This window comes from Pseudomonas sp. Os17 (genome assembly GCF_001547895.1).
Taxonomy (GTDB): domain Bacteria; phylum Pseudomonadota; class Gammaproteobacteria; order Pseudomonadales; family Pseudomonadaceae; genus Aquipseudomonas.
Genome location: NZ_AP014627.1, coordinates 4,068,463 through 4,086,638 on the forward strand (window position 1 = coordinate 4,068,463; position 18,176 = coordinate 4,086,638).

Here is an 18,176-nt window from a genome sequence, read left to right on the forward strand (position 1 = left end):
GGCGGCGGATGGCGGGGTCGTCCATGTTGAGCGGCTGCGCTTGCAAATGAGAGTGATTATTAACCGGTAATTTCCGGGGCCCGGCAATCGGCAGGACATTCGTTTGCGCGGCTTTTTCTTTTGATTGCGCGGCAAGTCCCGGCAGTACGGGGCGCAGAAGCTAAAGGATAATCATTCTTAATTACATGGAAGGATTTTCCTGATAGCGTATGGCCTCTTTTCCGGTCTACAGGGAGTTCGCCATGCTCAGCCCCCACGCTGCGCCGCAGCCTGTCCAAGGGGATTTCACCCTGCACTTTCCCAATCCGCAGCACGCCGGCACGGCGGCCGTGGTGCCGGAAATCACCTTGTCCACCGGGACGGTGCTGATGGACAGCCAGATGTGGATGCAGGAGCCGCTCTGGCAAGGCCTGAAAATCATCCTGGTGCTCAGCGGCCAGCTCAACTGCCGGGTCGAGGGCCAACCGGAGGTGGAGATTCGCGGCCCGACCCTGTGCGCCGTGGCCAACCAGGGCGAGCATTGCGGCGACCATCTGTTCGCCCGCGGCGTGCCGGTGCGCTACACCACGGTGCAACTGGACTTCCCGGCGATCCGCCAGGCAGGCCTTGAGCCCGAGCGCCTGCTGGACCCGCTCGGCGGCGGGCCGATGCTGTTCTGCCAGCCGGCCAGCAAGCCGCTGCTGGCCCTGGCCCAGCAGATCCTCACCTGCCCGCTGCAAGGCCCGACCCGCTCCTTTTACCTGGGAGGCAAGGCCCTGGAGCTCACCGCCCTGGGGGTCGAGGGCATCCTCGCCCATGCCGAGTCGCGGCCGCTGCAGGACAGCCCCGGCAGCGCCGCGGACATCGAGCGCATCCATGCCGCCCGGGACCTGCTGCTCGGTTCCTTGCAGGCCTCGCCGTCGCTGTCCGAGCTGTCGCGCCAGGTCGGCCTCAACCCGCGCAAGCTCACCGCCGGTTTTCGCCAGGTGTTCGGCACCAGCGTCTATGCCTACCTGCAGGAGCAGCGCCTGAGCGAGGCATACCGCCTGCTGGCCAGCGGCGAAACCAATGTCTCCAGCGCGGCCTATCGGGTCGGCTACAGCCCGGCGCATTTCTCCACCGCCTTTCGCAAGCGCTTCGGGGTGTCGCCCAAGTCCTTGCGCTGAATCGCCCTGGTCTTGCATGCCTGGAACCTTGAACAACGCCGCAGCCCGGCGCTGTCGAACCGCGCGCCTGTTGCCCCGGGCGCCCTGCCCGCGCGGTGCCGCAAACGAAAGAAATGGTCGCTCAAGCCAAAGTTTTAGCCGGCAACCCAGGCGCACAAATGAGATACGTTTGCATTCTCATTTAATCCCCATCACGGAGTGAAGCATGGGTAGCCGCGTTGCGCACCAAAACACCCAAGGTTGGCCGGCCGATTGTCCGGTCCTGCGTCCGGCGCTGCGCCGCAGCCCGCTGGCGTGCCTGATCCATGGCCTGGCCCTGGGCCTGTCGCTGACCCAGGCCGGCGCCGCCCTGGCCGCCGATGGCGAGGCCGACAAGGACCACACCCTGACCCTGGACACCAGCGTGATCAGCGCTACCCAGATCGACTCGCCGACCGGCCAGCAAAGCGGCTACGTGGCCAAGCGCAGCCTCAGCGGGACCAAGACCGACGCCTCGCTGAGTGAAATTCCCCAGGCGATTTCCGTGGTCACCCGCGATCAGATGGACGCCCAGCAGGTGCAGTCGGTGAACGAGGCATTGCGCTACACCGCCGGGGTCCAGGCCAACACCACCGCCGCCAGCCAGCGTTTCGACACAATCTCGATCCGTGGCTTCGACGTCACCACCGGCATGCTGCGCGATGGCCTCAAGGGCAACACCGCCCAGGCCTGGCCCAAGGTCGAAGCCTATGGCCTGGAGCGCATCGACGTGCTCAAGGGCCCGGCCTCGGTGCTGTTCGGCCAGAACTCGCCGGGGGGCGTGGTCAACCAGATCAGCAAGCGCCCGCTGGAACAGCCCTTCCATGAAGTGCAGATCCAGGGCGGCAGTTTCGACCGGGCCCAGGGCCAGTTCGACTTCAGCGGCCCCCTGGACGATGAGGGGCAGTTCCTCTATCGCCTGGTGGGGCTGGAACGCGACAGCGGCACCCAGTTCGATCACATCAAGGACGACAAGCAGTACTTCGCGCCCTCCTTCACCTGGAAGCCCAACGACGACACCCGCCTGACCCTGCTGGCCGACTACACCCAGGATGCGTTCGGCGCCCCCAGGGTGTTCCTGCCGGCCCGGGGCACCCTGCTCGGCAACCCCAATGGCAAGGTCAAGCACAACGTCTTCCTCGATGAACCGGGGCTGGACAACGACCGCACCCAGTACTCCCTGGGCTACCTGCTGGAGCACCGCCTGAATGACGTCTGGAGCCTCAACTCCAGCGCCCGCTACGGCCACGTCAACCTGCTGACCAACACCGCCAGCGGCATGTCACTGGCCCCGGACCTGCGCACGTTGAACCGCGCTGCCTATCGCTTTCGCATCGTCGGCGACACCTATTCCCTGGACAACAACGCCCAGGCCCGCTGGAACCTGGGCAGCACGCAGATGCTGTCGCTGCTGGGGGTCGACTACCGGCGCACCCGCGAGGACTACTACCTGCGCGGCGGCAGCGCCTCGCCCATCGACATCTACCACCCGGTGCATGGCGGGGTGTTCGACCCCAGCACGCCGTTCACCAACACCGTGCAGCGCGCCGATCAGGTCGGGGTCTATGCCCAGCAGCAGTTCACCTTCGACGAGCACTGGGTGCTCACCGTCGGCGGACGCCAGGACCGCTCCAGCGCCCGTACCGACAATCGCCTGGAACACACCGGGAGCAAACAGAACGACGAGAAGTTCACCTACCGCACCGGCCTGGTGTACCTGGCGGACAACGGCCTGGCGCCCTACATCAGCTACTCCACCTCGTTCGACCCGGTGCTGGGCACCAACTTCTACGGCACGCCGTACAAGCCCACCAGCGCCAAGCAGTCGGAAGTGGGGGTCAAGTACCAGCCACCGGGGATCGACAGTTACATCACCCTGTCGCTGTTCGACCTGACCCAGGAAAACGTCAAGACCGCCGATCCCAGCAACCGCCTCAACACCTTGCAGACCGGCGAAGTGAACGTGCGCGGCATTGAACTGGAAGGCAAGGCCAGCCTGGCCCGGGGCCTGGACCTGCTGGCGGCGCTGACCTACAACGACGCCGAGGTGAGCAAGAGCAACAACCCGCTGGAGAAAGGCCGGCGCCCCACCGACACCCCGGAAAAGATGGCCTCGCTGTGGGCCGACTACACCCTGCCCGAAGGCCCCCTGAGCGGCCTCGGTTTCGGCGCCGGGGTGCGCTACATCGGCTCCACCGAAGCCGATGCCGCCAACACCGTCAGCGTGCCCTCCTACACCCTGCTGGACGCGGCGGTGCACTACGACTTCGACAAGCTGATTCCGGCGGCCAAGGGCCTGCGCCTGGCGGTGAACGCCACCAACCTCACCGACAAGCGCTATTACGAAGGCTGCTCGCTGACCAGCTGCAGCGCCGGCTATGACCGCAGTGTCATCGCCAGCCTGCGCTACCGCTGGTAAGCCGCCGTGCTGCGCCTGCGTCACATCTGGCTCGGCCTGCATCGCTGGCTGGCCCTGAGCCTGGGCCTGTTCCTGGCGCTGCTGGGCCTCAGTGGTTCGCTGCTGGAGCTCAAGGGATCGATCCTGCGCTGGGAAGTCGGGGCGCCGATGCTGCAACTGGCCCCCGGCGAACACGGCGTCCCTCTTGAGCAGAGCGCCTGGATCAGCGCCGCCAGCAGCGCCTACCCGCAGTTGCAGAAAGTCTTCGGCGCGGCGCCGCCGCGCCAGGGCTTTCTCGAATCGGACAACGTGATCGTCTTCGGTGCCCTCAAGGAGCGCCCCGGCACCGGCATCGCCATGATCGATCCCTACAACGGCGAGCCCCGGGGCTTCTTCGTCTTCGAGGACCTGTGGCTGGCCAAGCTGGTGGCGCTGCACCGCAGCCTGCTGTTGCCCCAGGCGTTGGGGTCGAACCTGGTGCTGCTGTGCGGCCTGGTGCTGCTGGGCTCGCTGGGCAGCGGCCTGTACCTGTGGTGGCCGGGCCGGCGCAGCTGGTGGAAAGCCGCCAGCCTGCGCCCCGGCAGCCGGGGCAGCCGACGCCTGCGCGAATGGCACAACCTGGCCGCCGCGTGGCTGTGCCTGCCGCTGCTGCTGATTGCCGGCAGCGGCGCCTGGCTGGCGCGCCCCGATCTGTTCACCTGGCCCGGCGCCCCGCCCATGGCGCTCAAGCCGCTGTTCTCCGCCGCCCACGGGCATTTGCTGCTGGGGGCTCCCGGCGCCTGGCTGGCGTCTGCCTGCGGCCTTTCGTTACCCCTGCTGTACATCACCGGCCTGCTGCTGTGGTGGCGCAAGCGCGTCGCCCGCCGGGCCGTCCAATCGTTCAAGGAAACCTGACATGACACACCGTGATTTCTTGCGCCGCGCCCGGCACGGGCTACTGCGGGGCCTGCTGCCCCTCAGCCTGCTATGGGCCGCCACGGCCGGCGCCGCGACCCTCACCGATCTGGCCGGGCGCCAGGTCCAGGTGCCGGACAAGGTCGAGCACATCCTCCTGGGTGAAGGGCGGATGATCTATTCGCTGTCGCTGCTCGAAGGCCAGAACCCCTTCGCCCGTCTCGCCGGTTGGCAGGGGGATTTTCGCGGCCTCGACGTGCAGGGCTACGAGGCCTATCGCAAGGTCTTCCCCGAGGCGGACAAGGTGCCGCTGGTGGGCGGCACGTCCGCCGAGACCTTCAGCGTCGAAAAGGCCCTGGCGGTGCACCCGGACCTGGCGATCATGGCCCTGAGCGGCGGCCACGGGCCGAGCCCCGACAGCGAGGCGGTGAAGCAGCTGCAAGCCGCCGGGGTGGCGGTGATCTTCGTCGACTTCAGCGACCATCCCCTGAGCAACACCGTGCCCAGCATGCGCCTGCTGGGCCAGGCCCTGGGCCGCGAGCAGCAGGCCGAGGCCTTCATCGCCTTCTATCAACAGGCCCTGGCCCGAGTCACCGAAACCCTGGCCAAGGCGGCGCCGCTCAAGCAGCCGACGATATTCATCGACATGCTCGCCGGGCTGCAGGACTGCTGCGGCTCGCCGGGCACCGGCAACTTCGGCGAGATGATCAAGCTGGCCGGCGGACGCAACATCGCCGATGGGCGCATCCCCGGGCCCATTGGCGTGCTCAACGTGGAATACATCCTCTCCAGCGACCCGGACGTGTACGTCGCCACCGGGGTCTTCGCCGCCGGCCAGGGCGGCGTGACCCTGGGCTATTCGGCGACCTTGCAGCAGGCCCGGGACAGTCTGCGCCAGGCCGCCCAGCGCCCACCGCTGAACGAGCTGCGGGCGGTGCGCCAAAGCAATGTGCATGGCCTGTGGCACATCTTCTATGACTCGCCGGAGCACCTGATCGCGGTCCAGGCCCTGGCCAAGTGGCTGCACCCGGAGCTGTTCAAGGACCTGGACCCGGACCAGACCCGCCGCGAGCTGTACCAGCGCTTCATGCCGATTCCCGCCAGCGGCGTGTTCGCCACGAGCCTGCAACCATGACCCGGGCCGCCACCGAGGTGCAGGACAGCATCGCCAGCGGGCATTACCGCAAGCGCCATGGCCGCCGGGTGCTGCTGTTGTCCGCCCTAGCCCTGGCCTTGTTGCTGTCCCTGGCCCTGGACATCACCACCGGGCCTTCGGGCATGAGCCTTTCGCGCCTGCTGCAGGTGCTCTGGGACCCGGGCTCGATGCCCCGGGTCGAGGCGGTGATCGTGTGGAACGTGCGCCTGCCCTACGCGCTGATGGCGGTGCTGGTGGGCGCGGCCCTGGCCCTGGCCGGAGCGGAGATGCAGACCGTGCTCGACAACCCGCTGGCCAGCCCCTTCACCCTCGGCGTGTCCGCCGCCGCGGCCTTCGGTGCGGCCCTGGCGATTGTCCTGGGCCTGGGCATTCCCGGGGTGCCGGCGCAGTACCTGATCTCGGCCAACGCCTTTCTCTTCGCCCTGGCCTCGGTGGCCTTGCTGTACCTGCTGGCGCGCTGGCGCGGCTTCGGCGTCGAGAGCCTGGTGCTGTTCGGCATCGCCCTGGTGTTCGCCTTCAATGCCCTGGTGGCCCTGCTGCAGTTCGTCGCCACCCAGGACAGCCTGCAGCAACTGGTGTTCTGGACCCTGGGCAGCCTGGCCCGGGCCTCCTGGGAAAAGCTCGCCCTGCTGGCCCTGGCCCTGGCCCTGTGCCTGCCGTTTTCCCTGCGCCAGAGCTGGGCCCTGACCGCCCTGACCCTGGGCGAGGAACGGGCCCGCAGCTTCGGCATCGATGTCGGCCGCCTGCGCCTGCTGGCGTTGCTGCGCATCAGCCTGCTGTCGGCGCTGGCGGTGTCCTTTGTCGGCACCATCGGCTTTATCGGCCTGATCGCCCCGCACATCGCCCGCCTGTTGGTGGGTGAGGACCATCGGCTGTTCCTGCCGGCCAGCGTGCTCAGCGGCGGGCTGATCCTGTCCATGGCCTCCATTGCCAGCAAGACCCTGATTCCCGGGGTGCTGGTGCCAGTGGGCATCGTCACCGCCCTGGTGGGCATTCCCTTTTTCATGGCCATTGTCATGCGCAACCGTCGAGGTGTCCTGTGAGCCTGACCGCCCCCTCCACGTCCGGGCTTTGCACCACCGGCCTGAACATGCATTACGGCAACCGCCAGGTGCTGCGTGACGTCGCCCTGCCGAGCCTGGCCGGCGGCAGCGTGACCGCGCTGATCGGCCCCAATGCGGCGGGCAAGTCGACCCTGCTGCGGGGCATCGCCGGGTTGCAGAAAACCAGCGGTCAGGTGCTGCTCGATGGCGTCGACCTGAACCGCCTGCCCCAGGTGGAACGGGCGCAGCACATCGTCTACCTGCCCCAGAGCCTGCCGGAACGCACCCGCCTGTGCGCCTTCGAAGCGGTGCTCAGCGCCGCCATGGCCGGGCATCGCGGTGGCGGCTTCGCCCCCGGGCGGCCCAGTGCCGCGGTGCTGCACGGGGTCGAACAGGTGCTGCAGGACCTGGACCTGACCGCCCTGGCCGACCGCCCGATCGACGCCCTGTCCGGCGGCCAGCGCCAGCTGGTGGGGCTGGCCCAGGCCCTGGTGCGCCAGCCCCGGGTGCTGCTGCTGGACGAACCCACCAGCGCCCTGGACCTGTACCACCAGTGCCAAGTGGTGGAGGCCATCACCCGGGCCACCCGCGAACGCCAGTTGATCACCCTGGTGGTGGTCCACGACATCAACCTGGCCCTGGGTTTCAGCCAGCAGGTGGTGGTGCTGCACAACGGCGCCGTGGCCGCCGCCGGCCCGGCTCTGGAGGTGATCAACCAACAGTTGCTGCGCGACGTCTATGGCGTCGACGGCCGCCTGGAGCAGGTGCGCGGTCGACCGCTGGTGATGGTCGACGGCCGCCTGCCCTCTCACTCTGCCCTGGGATAAACCATGACCAACGCTCAACACCTGCCCATCGACACCCTGGAAACGCCCCAGACCGCGGCGGCCTTCGACCTGCGTCCGCTACTGCTGGCCAACCTGACCTGCACCATGGCGATGATGGCCTTTGTCTCGCTGATCGGCCCCATCGCGCGGATTCTTGGCCTGGCCACCTGGCAGGCGGGCATGGCGGTGACCGTTTCCGGGGTGATCTGGATGCTCCTGGCCCGGCCCTGGGGCCGGGCCAGCGACCACCTCGGCCGGCGGCGCATCCTGCTGCTGGGCACCGGCGGCTTCACCCTGGCCTTTGTCGCCCTCAGCCTGTTCATCGACCTGGCGCTGCACGCCCTGCCCTCGGCCATCCTGGCCTTTGCCGGGCTGCTGCTGGGACGGGGCCTGATCGGGGTGTTCTATGCCGCGATCCCGGTGGGCGGCTACGCGCTGATCGCCGACAACATCGCACCCGAGCACCGGACCCGGGCCATGGCGTCCCTGGGAGCGGCCAACGCCTGCGGCCTGGTGCTGGGCCCGGCGATTGCCGCGCTGCTGGCGCGCCACAGCCTGAGCCTGCCGTTCTACGTGCTGGCCGTGCTGCCGCTGCTGGGCTTCGCCTTGCTCAAGGCGCGGCTGCCGCGCCAGGAGCTGCACCTCAAGCAGCCGCCCAAATCGGTGCGCCTGAGCGACCCGCGCCTGCGCCGGCCGCTGCTGGTGGCGTTCGTCGCCATGCTGTGCGTGGCCATGGCGCAGATCACCGTCGGCTTCTTCGCCCTCGACCGCCTGGGCATGGACCCGGCGCACGCGGCGCAGACCGCCGGCATCGCCCTGACCCTGGTCGGGGTGGCGCTGATCGCCTCGCAACTGCTGGTGCGCAAGCTGGAGTGGCCGCCGCTGCGGATGATCCGCATCGGTGCCCTGGTGGCGGCGCTGGGCTTTGCCACGAGCATCGTCGCGGCCCAGGCCTGGGTGCTGTGGCTGGGATTCTTCGTTTCGGCCGCGGGCATGGGCTGGATCTTCCCCTCGTTCGCCGCCCTGGCCAGCAACGCGGTGGACGCCGCCGAGCAAGGCGCCACCGCCGGTTCCGTCGGCGCGGCCCAGGGCCTGGGGGTGGTGGTCGGGCCCCTAGCCGGGACCCTGATCTACGGGCTGGAACCGCGCCTGCCCTACCTGCTGGCGGCGCTGCTGCTGGTGCTGGTGGCCTGCTGGCCCGACGCCCGGCGCCGCTAACCCTGGCGGGCGCCCGGCGCGCATGGTCGACATCGCCCCACCGTAGCCGCTGTCGAGCCTCTGGCGAGGCTGCGCGAAGGTCCGCAGGACCTTGCTTGACGATCGACCGCCGAACCTCCGGCGCCTGCAAGGCCGCCGCGTCTCCTGCGGAGCCGTTCGCAGCCTGCGGCAGCGGCTACACAACCCCGCTGTAACCCGGGGCTGCGCAAAGGTCCGCAGGGCCTTGCCTGGCGATCTCCCGCCGAGCCTCTGGCGGTCTCAAGACTTTGCGTCTCCTGCGGAGCCGTTCGCAGCCTGCGGCAGCGGCTACACGTTGGTGCGGGCCATGCGCCGCAGGGCCAGGCTGTACAGCAGCAAGGCCAGGCTCGCCAGGGCCCCGCCCGCCAGGCCGACATAGGCAAAACCCAGTTGCCCGCCAACCCAGCTGCCCAGCAGCGCGCCGCCGCCGATACCAATGTTGTAGATCCCGGAGAACATCGCCATCGCCACGTCGGTGGCATCCGGCGCCAGCACCAGCACCTTGGATTGCAGGGCCAGGCCGAAGCCCATGATCGCCATGCCCCAGACCACGCTCAGCGCCACCAGCGACCAGACGTGGCCATTGAGCGGCAACAGCAGGCTCAGGCACAGCGCCAGCAACAGCACCGCGGTCAGCAGGAAGCCCTGCGGGCTGTGGCGGTGCAGGACGCTGAACAGCAGCGAGCCGATGATGCCGGCGCCGCCGAACACCAGCAGCACCAGGGTCACCACCTCGCCGCCCAGGCCCGCCGCCACCTTGATAAAGGGCTCGATGTAGCTGTAGGCGGTGAACTGCGCCGTCACCACCAGCGCCGTCAGCACGTAGATCGCCACCAGCGCCGGGCGCTTGAACAGCAGCGGCAGGCTGCGCAGGGAACCGGAGTTCTGGCTCGGCAGCAGCGGCAAGGTGCGCATCAGCCACAGCACCAGCAAGCCGGCCATGGCGGCGATCACGCCGAAGGTGGTGCGCCAGCCCAGGGCCTCGCCCAGCAAACGCCCCAGGGGAATCCCCAGGACCATGGCCAGCGAGGTGCCGGTGGCCAGCAGGCCCAGGGCCTGCACCTGCTTGCCCGCCGGCGCCAGGCGCACCGCCAGGGACGCGGTGATGGACCAGAACAGCGCATGGGCCAGGGCCACACCGATGCGACTGAGCATCAGCAGGCCGAAGCTGGTGGCCAGGCTGGACAGCACATGGCTGACGATGAACAGGCCGAACAGCACCGTGAGCAACCTGCGCCGCTCGACGTTGCGGGTCAGCAGCATCACCGGCAGCGAGGTCAGGGACACGATCCAGGCGTAGATGGTCAGCATCAGCCCGACCCGCTCGGTGGGCAGGTCGAAGCTGGCGCCGATGGCGCTGAGCAGGCCCACCGGCACGAACTCGGTGGTGTTGAAAACAAAGGCCGCCAGCGCCAGTGCGATGACCGGCTGCCAGTTGCCTTGAGGTGTCGCCGGGGAGTCGCTCATGGGGGGCGTCGTACTCTTTGAATGATGGAACAGGTCCAGGACCCGATAAAAAATGCACAACCCGGGCCAGCCTTGCCGGCCCCCGGGTTGCCGAGCCAAGCCCGCTGCCCGGAGCCTTGCCGGGCGCCGCCTCAATGCCCCTGGACGCCGCCCGGGAAGACTTGCATGGCCAGCGCCACGCCCTGCAGCAGGCGCGCCGCGCTGACCCCGTCGCGGGCCTGCACCGAGAGGCCGTGGAGCACCATGGAGTAATAGTCGCCCAAAGACGTTGCATCGCTGTGGCGAGGCAATTCACCCGCCTGCACCGCCGCTTCCAGGCGCTGGATGATGCTCGCGGTCCGCGCCCGGCGATGCTCGGCCAGCCATTCGCGCACGCTGTCGTTGTCGCTCGAGCAGTTCACCGCCGAGGCCACCACCATGCAGCCCCGGGGACCGTCGGGGCGGGTGTAGAGCGCCACCGCGTCCTGCAGCATGCGCTCGATGGCGTGGTAGGCGTTGGGCTCCTGCAGGGCCAGGTCGGCGAAGCCGCCTTCCTGGCTTTCATACAGCTCGATGGCCTCGCGAAACAGCGCCTCCTTGGAACCGAAGGCGGCATAGATGCGTGCCGAAGCAATGCCCAGGGCCGCCACCAGGTCGGCCATGGAGGTGGTTTCGAAACCTCGGGCCCAGAACAGTTCCTGTGCCTGGCGCAGCGCCAGGTCACGATCGAATTCGCGGGGTCTTCCAGCCATGGGGGTCGGGTATCTCGTCAGGACAGGGAAGGCGTTCGGCGCAGGCCGAACAGCCGGGTGGCGCAGCGCGCCGGGACGAAATGATATTAGATTTGCGCCGGCCGCGGCCATTTTCCGTGCCCGCGGCCGTGCCTGCGCCGTGCCTCAGTCACGGCCCTCCTGCAGAAACGGCAGCAGCAGCGCGAGAAATGCCTCGGGCGCCTCTTCCATGATGAAGTGTCCGCAGTCCGGCACTATGGCGCCGCGCAGGTCGCTGGCGTGGCCTTGCAGGGTCAGCAGCGGCGCATCATTGGTGGCGTGTTCGGCGCCGATCGCCAGCACCGGCATCGCCAGTGGCCGCTGGGCCCGCAGGCGGTTCTGGCGCACCGTCTCGGGAATCGCCCGGTAGTAGGCAAAGCCGGCCCGCAGCCCGCCCGGCGCCGCATAGGCGTCGATGTAGACCTCGGCGGCCACCGCTTCGCGGCGATGGGACCAGTGGTCGAAGATGTAGCTCAGGTAGGCCCGCTCGCGCCCGGCGATCAGTGCCTCGGGCAGATCCCGCAGCTGGTTGAACATGAAGTGCCAGAGAAAGATGTTCTGCTCCGGCGCCACGAAAATCGGCGGCGCCTCCGCCAACCCGGGGATCACCGCCTCGGTCAGCGCCAGGCGCTCCACCGCCTGCGGCCGGTCGCTGGCCAGGGCGTAGGCGATCCACATGCCAACGTCATGGCCGACCACGCTGTAAGAGGCAAAGCCCAGTTGCAGCATCACCTGATGCAGCACCTCGGCCACATGGCCGGTGTCGTAGCCCTGCTCCGGGCGGTCGGACTGGCCGCTGCCCGGCGGGTCCACGGCGATCGCCTGGAAACCCTGGGCCGCCAGGGCCCGGATCACCCCGCGCCAGGCGTACCAGGTCTGTGGCCAGCCGGGGATCAGCAGCACCGGGCGGCCGCTGCCGGCGCTGACGCAATGGATGCGCTGGCCATCGATGCGCACATAGCGATGGGTCAGGCCGTCGGTGTCGGCCTGGGTGTTGTCTGTCAAAGCATTCATGGGTTTTCTCGCTGAGGGGGTTCAGGCCATGCCGAGCATGGCGTTGATCTGTTGGCGGTCGATCCGTGCACCGGCGAAGTCGTCGAAGATCCGCTCGGTGACCTGGATCATGTGGCGGTTGATGAACGCCACGCCTTCCCGGGCGCCGTCTTCCTGGTCCTTGAGGCAGCACTCCCATTCCAGGGTCGCCCAGCCCGGGTAGTCGTATTGCGCCAGCTTGGAAAAGATCCCCTTGAAATCCACCTGGCCGTCGCCCAGGGAACGGAAGCGCCCGGCGCGCTCGACCCAGGAGCTGTAGCCGCCATAGATGCCCTGGCGCCCCGTGGGATTGAACTCGGCATCCTTGACGTGAAACATGCGGATGCGCTCGTGGTAGATGTCCAGGTAGCTCAGGTAGTCCAGCTGTTGCAGCACGAAATGGCTGGGGTCGAAGAGGATGTTGCAGCGTGGGTGACGGTCCACCCGTTCATAGAAGCGCTCGAAACTGGTGCCGTCGTGCAGGTCCTCGCTGGGGTGGATTTCGTAGCACAGGTTGACCCCCTGCTCGTCGCACTCATCGAGGATCGGCCGCCAGCGGCGCGCCAGCTCCTCGAACGCCGTCTCGATCAGGCCTTCGGGGCGCTGCGGAAAGGGAAACAGGTAAGGCCAGGCCAGGGACCCGGAGAAGGTGCCCAGCTCACTCAGCCCCAGGCGCCGCGATGCCTTGGCCGCCAGCTTCATCTGCGCTATCGCCCACTCGGTTCTGGCTTGAGGCTTGCCCCGCAGCGCCTCGGGGGCGAAGTTGTCGCACATCGCGTCGTAGGCCGGGTGCACCGCCACCAGCTGGCCGAAGATATGGCTGGTCAACTCGCTGATCTGCAGGCCCTGCTGCGCCAGTTGGCCCTTGAGTTCATCGCAATAGTCCTGGCTCTCGGCCGCCGTGGCGACATCGAACAAGCGTGCATCCCAGGCGGGAATCTGCAGCGCCTTGAAACCCAGGTCGGCGGCCCATTGGGCCATCGCCGGCAGGCTGTTGAATGGCGCGCTGTCGGCACTGAATTGCGCCAGGTGCAGGCTGGGGCCCTTGAGGGTTTTCATCGCATTGCTCCCTATTCTTTGTTGGTCGACAAAGAATAGGGAGGCGCCGCTGCCGCGTCAATCATCGCGTTGCAGAAAAACCCTTTCCGGCGCACGGGTTGCCCCCAGGAGCGGGCTTGCCAGCGAAGGCCGCGATCGGACAGGCGCGGGTCCGGGCAGGCAAAAAAAAGCCCGCGATCAAGATCGCGGGCCCGCTCTGTTTCACCTGGCAATCACTGTCGGCCCTGCACCTGGCCCCGGCCTCAGGCGCCGGGCTGCGGCACCGGAATCTGCCGCAACGGCTTCACCGACTTGAAGGAAAAGCTCGAGTAGATCTCTTTCACCGCCGGCAGGGTCTGCAGCACTTCGCGGGCGAACTCGCCGAAGGATTCCAGGTCCCTGGCCAGCACTTCGAGGAGAAAATCGTAGCGTCCGGAGACGTTGTGGCAGGCGATGATTTCCGGAATTTCCAGCAGTCGCTGCTCGAAGGCCCGGGCCGTTTCCCGGGAGTGGGATTCCATCATCACGCTGACAAAGGCGGTGACGCCAAAGCCCAGGGCCTTGGGCGAGAGAATCGCCTGATAGCCGGTGATCACCCCGCTTTCCTCGAGGATCTTCACTCGCCGCCAACAAGGCGACGTGGTCAGGGCGACGCTGTCGGCCAGCTCGGCGGTGGTCAGGCGGGCGTTGTCCTGCAGAGCCAGCAGCAGGGCTTTGTCGGTTCGATCCAGTCCACTGGGCATGTTTTGCCTCTTAATCTTGTTTTTATGAATTTTTATTTCAATTACACGGCATTTAATCAGCCAAATTAGCAATTATTGCGCCGGATTTGAGCATAGCATTAGAGCAAATCCGGGAGCGTTCACCATGAACAATAAAAACAGTGACCTTGGTTTTTCCACGCGCGCCATCCATCACGGCTACAACCCTCAGGAGCATCAAGGCGCGCTGATCCCGCCGATCTATCTGACCTCCACCTTCACTTTCGCCACCGCCGAATACGGCGCCGGCTGCTTTGCCGGCCAGGAGCCCGGCTACTTCTACACCCGCATCGGCAACCCGACCCTGGCGCTGCTGGAGGCGCGCATGGCGGCCCTGGAAAACGGCGAGGCGGCGGTGGCCTTCGGCTCCGGCATGGGGGCGATTGCCGCCACCCTGTGGACCCTGCTGCGTCCCGGCGACGAGATCATCGTCTGCCGGACCCTGTACGGCTGCACCTTCGCCCTGCTGCACCACGGGCTGGCCGAGTTCGGCGTCAAGGTGCGCCATGTCGACATGAGCGACCTGGGCAACCTGCGGGCCGCCATCAGCCCCGCCACGCGGATGATCTATTGCGAGTCCCCGGCCAACCCCAACATGCAGCTGGTGGACATTGCCGCGGTGGCCGAAATCGCCCGCCAGCATCCGCGCATCACCTTCGTCGTGGACAACACCTATTGCACTCCCTACCTGCAGCGTCCGCTGGAGCTGGGGGCCGACCTGGTGGTGCACTCGGCCACCAAGTACCTCAATGGCCACGGCGATATCACCGCCGGTGTCGTGGTCACCCGCCAGAGCCTGGCCGAGCGCATTCGCCTGGAGGGCCTCAAGGACATGACCGGCGCGGTGCTGTCGCCCCAGGACGCCTTTCTCCTGATGCGCGGCCTCAAGACCCTGGCCCTGCGCATGGAACGCCACTGCAGCAGCGCCCAGGCCATCGCCGAATACCTGCAGCAACAGCCGCAGGTGCAATGGGTGGCCTACCCCGGCCTGCCATCCTTCCCGCAACACGCCCTGGCGCAACAGCAGATGAAGTTGCCCGGGGGCATGATCGCCTTCGAGCTCAAGGGCGGACTGGCTACCGGCACCCGCTTCATGAATGCCCTGCAATTGTTCAGCCGCGCCGTCAGCCTGGGAGACGCCGAATCCCTGGCCCAGCACCCGGCGAGCATGACCCATTCCACCTACAGCCCCGAGGAGCGTGTCGAACACGGCATCTCCGAGGGCCTGGTCCGCCTGTCGGTAGGCCTGGAAGACGTCGCCGACCTGCTGGCCGATATTGCCCAGGCCCTGGATGCCTGTGCCGAGCCCGCGGCGACGCGGCCGGCGCTGGAGGCCATTCCCAGAATCGGCAAGGCCCTTCCTTGAGCGGGATCAGTACCGCCCGGGTCCGGGCGCTCTACAACACCCCGGGGTGTCGCGGCCGTGCCCGAGGCGCGGCGGCGACAGCCCATGCATCACCTGCAACACCCTTTGAACCGTTACCCACAGGAGTGGAACAACCCATGAGTCGTATCAATAACAAAGCCACCCAACTGCTCAGCGCCATGATCCTGGCCGGCCTGGCCTGTCATTCCCTGGCCGCCGACAGCATCCGGATCGGCATCGCCGGGGCCAAGACCGGCCCGGTGGCGCAATACGGTGACATGCAGTTCAGCGGCGCGCGCATGGCCATCGAGCAGATCAACGCCAAGGGCGGCGTCGACGGCAAGCAACTGGTGGCCGTGGAATACGACGATGCCTGCGATCCCAAGCAAGCCGTGGCCGTGGCCAACAAGGTGGTCAATGACGGCGTCAAGTTCGTGGTCGGGCACCTGTGCTCCAGCTCCACCCAGCCAGCGTCGGACATCTACGAAGACGAAGGCATCGTGATGGTTACCCCGGCCGCCACCAGCCCTGAGCTGACCGCCCGGGGCTACAAGATGGTGTTCCGCACCATCGGCCTGGACAACGCCCAGGGCCCGGCTGCGGCGCGCTACATCGCCCAGCTCAAGCCGAGCAATGTCGCGGTGCTGCACGACAAGCAGCAATACGGCGAAGGCATCGCCAGCTCGGTCAAGGACATCCTGGGCAAGGAAGGCATCAAGGTGGCGATGTTCGAAGGCATCAACGTCGGCGAGCGCGACTACTCATCGATCCTGGCCAAGCTCAAGCAGGCCAATGTCGATTTCGTCTACTTCGGCGGCTACCACCCGGAAATGGGCCTGCTGCTGCGCCAGGCCAAGGAAAAGGGCCTGACCGCACGCTTCATGGGGCCTGAAGGCGTGGGCAACGACTCGATCTCGCAGATCGCCAAGGACGCCTCCGAAGGCATGCTGGTGACCCTGCCCAAGTCCTTCGACCAGGACCCGGCCAACAAGGCCCTGGTGGAAGCCTTCGAAGCCAAGAAGGAAAACCCCAGCGGTCCGTTCGTGCTGCCGTCCTACTCGGCCGTGGAAGTGATTGCCGGGGGCATCGCCGCGGCCAAGAGCGAAGACCCGGAAAAAGTCGCCGAGGCGATCCACAAGGGCACCTTCAAGACCCCGACCGGCGATCTGAGCTTCGACGAAAAAGGCGACCTCAAGGACTTCAAGTTCGTGGTCTATGAATGGCACTACGGCAAGCCCAAGAGCGTGGCGGCAGAAAGCGCCGGGCTGTAATCCGGTAACGGCGCGCCGCTCCTCCCCGGGGAGCGGCGTCCCGCCGGCGTCAAAAAAAAAAACACAACAACTTCAAATAAAACATGGCCTTAGAGCAAAAAGACTTTACCGCAACTCCCACCCGCCAAAAGAATAACCTACTTAGCAACTTGGGAATAACCACCCCAATACAGTAACTAAGACATGTTACCGCCATACTTAAAGCCCGCTGTAAACCCGCCAGAACCCAGACTGGAAAACCCATACTTTAGACGTAGATCGTTAGCACGCTTAGTTCCTTGACAATGAACTTACAAGTCCGACAAACCGAACTCCCAAGCCTATCCCCCCAAGCTGAACAATCAGCCCCACCCCTGCCCCTGCTGGACAAAACGCCCTAGAGCGGACACCAACCAGTAACACTCAGAAAGACTTCCCTCTTGAGATCTCTTAGCCAGAGCGTCAACTACCTGCTAATAGACACCCCCTCTGTTAATTGCCAGCAAACAACTTGAAATAACATTTGCACACTAAATTCACTTTTGTTTATTGTGCGCCTACGCACTTGCTAGTCTATTAGTGAGAGACGGATTCCTGGCGTCAGAAACTTGTTCAAGGAGAAAAGAACATGGATCCCTTTATCGGAGAAATTCGCTTGTTCCCCTGGGGTTGGGCACCCCAGGGTTGGCTGCCTTGCGAGGGCCAGGTTCTACCCATCAATAGCAATGTCGCGCTGGCTTCCCTGCTGGGCAAAACCTATGGCGGTGACGGCACCACGACATTCGGCATACCGGATCTGCGTGGCCGGGTCGCCCTGGGACAAAACTACAAAGTCTCCACCGTCGATCCGATCATGGATGTGCACGCGCTGGGCACCAAAGGCGGTAGCGAAACCGTGACGATGCCGCAAAGCTCGGTGGCCCAGCATAACCATGCCACGCATGTCTCCAACGACCCGGGCAATGATGGTCCGTACGGCAACATTCCCGCTGTCAGCTCGAACTCCAAGGGGGTCGCGGCAAAACCGACCTACACCGCGGCAACCGGCACCCTGACCAGCCTCAACAATGCCACCATCACCACAACCCAGGGCGCGGCCATGCCCAACATCCAGCCCTCCATCGTCGGCTACTTCTGCATCGCAACGACGGGTGTCTACCCGCCGCGCCAGTAACGGCCGTCCACAGACCCTCAAGTAAGGAAACTGACATGTCTGAAGCCTTTGTCGGAGAGATCCGCATGTTTGCCGGTAACTACGCGCCGGAAAATTGGGCGTTTTGTGACGGTTCGTTGCTGCCGATCAGCAGCTTTGAGGCCCTGTATTCATTGCTCGGCACTCTGTACGGCGGCAACGGCAGCACCAACTTCGGCCTGCCGGACTACCGGGGTCGCCTGCCGGTTGGCCAGGGCACCGGGATGGGCCTGACCCCCAGGGCGCTGAGCCAGAAATTCGGCGTGGAAACGGTGACCATGAGGCCGGAAAACACCGCGCCCCACACCCATGGCTTCATGGTGAGCGGCCAGGATGCCACGTCGCCGGCCCCCTCCCCTGCCGCGACGCCCAACAGCATGACCTTTGGCAAATTCGCGGGCGCGGGGATCATCACCGGGCTGTACAGCGCAGGCACCGGAACATCCGCCGCCGTCCCGATGAACCCGCAGTTTCTCGACCCGGCACTGGGCACGCCCACTGGCGCCGTGGCCCCCCATAGCAACCTGATGGGCTCATTGGCGATCAACTACATCATTTGCCTGCTCGGCCTCTATCCGACCCGAAACCAGTGACCCTCTCTACT

At 66.4% G+C, this 18,176-nt stretch carries 16 protein-coding genes; 11 read left to right on the forward strand and 5 right to left on the reverse strand.

Translation table 11 applies throughout. The features are described 5' to 3' along the window. Positions 1–242: 242 nt before the first annotated feature. The 7 genes from POS17_RS17910 to POS17_RS17940 all read left to right on the forward strand — a co-directional run bounded on the left by POS17_RS17910 (position 243) and on the right by POS17_RS17940 (position 8,699). Entirely contained in the window at positions 243–1,145 is a 903-nt protein-coding gene (locus POS17_RS17910; protein ID WP_060841969.1) for a helix-turn-helix domain-containing protein, read from the forward strand. A 205-nt stretch (positions 1,146–1,350) separates the two neighbouring features. Next, positions 1,351–3,582 (forward strand): TonB-dependent siderophore receptor, encoded by a 2,232-nt coding sequence (locus tag POS17_RS17915; RefSeq protein WP_060839810.1) that lies wholly within the window; start codon positions 1,351–1,353, stop codon positions 3,580–3,582. Between the two features lie 6 nt (positions 3,583–3,588). After that, positions 3,589–4,455, forward strand: coding sequence for a PepSY-associated TM helix domain-containing protein (locus tag POS17_RS17920; RefSeq protein ID WP_060839811.1), 867 nt, complete (start codon positions 3,589–3,591; stop codon positions 4,453–4,455). Position 4,456: 1 nt separating this feature from the next. Next, positions 4,457–5,590, forward strand: coding sequence for an ABC transporter substrate-binding protein (locus tag POS17_RS17925; RefSeq protein ID WP_060839812.1), 1,134 nt, complete (start codon positions 4,457–4,459; stop codon positions 5,588–5,590). Further along, positions 5,587–6,654: a FecCD family ABC transporter permease gene (locus tag POS17_RS17930; RefSeq protein WP_060839813.1), complete on the forward strand. Its 1,068-nt coding sequence runs from the start codon at positions 5,587–5,589 to the stop codon at positions 6,652–6,654. The genes POS17_RS17925 and POS17_RS17930 overlap by 4 nt, the downstream gene beginning before the upstream one ends. 47 nt (positions 6,655–6,701) lie before the next feature. Beyond that, the gene (locus POS17_RS17935) at positions 6,702–7,481 is read left to right on the forward strand and encodes an ABC transporter ATP-binding protein (RefSeq protein ID WP_060841970.1); all 780 of its coding nucleotides are present in this window, start codon (positions 6,702–6,704) and stop codon (positions 7,479–7,481) included. A gap of 3 nt (positions 7,482–7,484) precedes the next feature. Beyond that, entirely contained in the window at positions 7,485–8,699 is a 1,215-nt protein-coding gene (locus POS17_RS17940) for an MFS transporter (RefSeq protein ID WP_060839814.1), read from the forward strand. 306 nt (positions 8,700–9,005) lie between these two features. Here the strand turns inward: POS17_RS17940 and POS17_RS17945 are convergent, their stop codons facing one another. From POS17_RS17945 to POS17_RS17965, 5 genes are all read right to left on the reverse strand, one after another. Next, positions 9,006–10,184 carry a sugar transporter gene (locus POS17_RS17945; protein ID WP_060839815.1) on the reverse strand — a complete coding sequence of 393 codons (1,179 nt, stop codon included), beginning with the start codon at positions 10,182–10,184 and terminating at the stop codon, positions 9,006–9,008. Positions 10,185–10,315: 131 nt separating this feature from the next. Continuing rightward, a complete protein-coding gene (locus tag POS17_RS17950; protein WP_060839816.1) occupies positions 10,316–10,915 on the reverse strand; it encodes a TetR/AcrR family transcriptional regulator in 600 nt (199 codons plus the stop codon). A 144-nt stretch (positions 10,916–11,059) separates the two neighbouring features. Further along, the gene (locus tag POS17_RS17955) at positions 11,060–11,947 is read right to left on the reverse strand and encodes an alpha/beta fold hydrolase (RefSeq protein WP_060839817.1); all 888 of its coding nucleotides are present in this window, start codon (positions 11,945–11,947) and stop codon (positions 11,060–11,062) included. 21 nt (positions 11,948–11,968) lie between these two features. Next, the gene (locus tag POS17_RS17960) at positions 11,969–13,024 is read right to left on the reverse strand and encodes a sugar phosphate isomerase/epimerase family protein (RefSeq protein ID WP_060839818.1); all 1,056 of its coding nucleotides are present in this window, start codon (positions 13,022–13,024) and stop codon (positions 11,969–11,971) included. 242 nt (positions 13,025–13,266) lie between these two features. Further along, entirely contained in the window at positions 13,267–13,746 is a 480-nt protein-coding gene (locus POS17_RS17965; RefSeq protein ID WP_060839819.1) for an Lrp/AsnC family transcriptional regulator, read from the reverse strand. A gap of 124 nt (positions 13,747–13,870) precedes the next feature. On the opposite strand from POS17_RS17965, the gene POS17_RS17970 reads away from it, so the two are divergent. The 4 genes from POS17_RS17970 (at position 13,871) to POS17_RS17985 (ending at position 18,165) form a co-directional block, all read left to right on the forward strand. After that, on the forward strand, positions 13,871–15,130 hold the full coding sequence (locus POS17_RS17970; protein ID WP_060839820.1) for a methionine gamma-lyase: 1,260 nt from the start codon (positions 13,871–13,873) through the stop codon (positions 15,128–15,130). 137 nt (positions 15,131–15,267) lie between these two features. After that, positions 15,268–16,401: a branched-chain amino acid ABC transporter substrate-binding protein gene (locus POS17_RS17975; protein WP_060839821.1), complete on the forward strand. Its 1,134-nt coding sequence runs from the start codon at positions 15,268–15,270 to the stop codon at positions 16,399–16,401. A gap of 607 nt (positions 16,402–17,008) precedes the next feature. After that, complete coding sequence (locus POS17_RS17980; protein WP_060839822.1) at positions 17,009–17,554, forward strand: phage tail protein; 546 nt, start codon at positions 17,009–17,011, stop codon at positions 17,552–17,554. A 35-nt stretch (positions 17,555–17,589) separates the two neighbouring features. Next, a complete protein-coding gene (locus POS17_RS17985; protein WP_060839823.1) occupies positions 17,590–18,165 on the forward strand; it encodes a phage tail protein in 576 nt (191 codons plus the stop codon). Positions 18,166–18,176: the final 11 nt, after the last annotated feature.

Bases quoted from the DNA above. Each gene is read 5' to 3' on its own strand.
- POS17_RS17980 (WP_060839822.1), top strand. From the start codon at position 17,009: ATGGATCCCTTTATCGGAGAAATTCGCTTGTTCCCCTGGGGTTGGGCA.
- POS17_RS17955 (WP_060839817.1), bottom strand. From the start codon at position 11,947: ATGAATGCTTTGACAGACAACACCCAGGCCGACACCGACGGCCTGACC.
- POS17_RS17940 (WP_060839814.1), top strand. From the start codon at position 7,485: ATGACCAACGCTCAACACCTGCCCATCGACACCCTGGAAACGCCCCAG.
- POS17_RS17950 (WP_060839816.1), bottom strand. From the start codon at position 10,915: ATGGCTGGAAGACCCCGCGAATTCGATCGTGACCTGGCGCTGCGCCAG.
- POS17_RS17930 (WP_060839813.1), top strand. From the start codon at position 5,587: ATGACCCGGGCCGCCACCGAGGTGCAGGACAGCATCGCCAGCGGGCAT.
- POS17_RS17925 (WP_060839812.1), top strand. From the start codon at position 4,457: ATGACACACCGTGATTTCTTGCGCCGCGCCCGGCACGGGCTACTGCGG.
- POS17_RS17935 (WP_060841970.1), top strand. From the start codon at position 6,702: ATGCATTACGGCAACCGCCAGGTGCTGCGTGACGTCGCCCTGCCGAGC.
- POS17_RS17970 (WP_060839820.1), top strand. From the start codon at position 13,871: ATGAACAATAAAAACAGTGACCTTGGTTTTTCCACGCGCGCCATCCAT.
- POS17_RS17985 (WP_060839823.1), top strand. From the start codon at position 17,590: ATGTCTGAAGCCTTTGTCGGAGAGATCCGCATGTTTGCCGGTAACTAC.
- POS17_RS17965 (WP_060839819.1), bottom strand. From the start codon at position 13,746: ATGCCCAGTGGACTGGATCGAACCGACAAAGCCCTGCTGCTGGCTCTG.
- POS17_RS17910 (WP_060841969.1), top strand. From the start codon at position 243: ATGCTCAGCCCCCACGCTGCGCCGCAGCCTGTCCAAGGGGATTTCACC.
- POS17_RS17975 (WP_060839821.1), top strand. From the start codon at position 15,268: ATGAGTCGTATCAATAACAAAGCCACCCAACTGCTCAGCGCCATGATC.
- POS17_RS17945 (WP_060839815.1), bottom strand. From the start codon at position 10,184: ATGAGCGACTCCCCGGCGACACCTCAAGGCAACTGGCAGCCGGTCATC.
- POS17_RS17915 (WP_060839810.1), top strand. From the start codon at position 1,351: ATGGGTAGCCGCGTTGCGCACCAAAACACCCAAGGTTGGCCGGCCGAT.
- POS17_RS17960 (WP_060839818.1), bottom strand. From the start codon at position 13,024: ATGAAAACCCTCAAGGGCCCCAGCCTGCACCTGGCGCAATTCAGTGCC.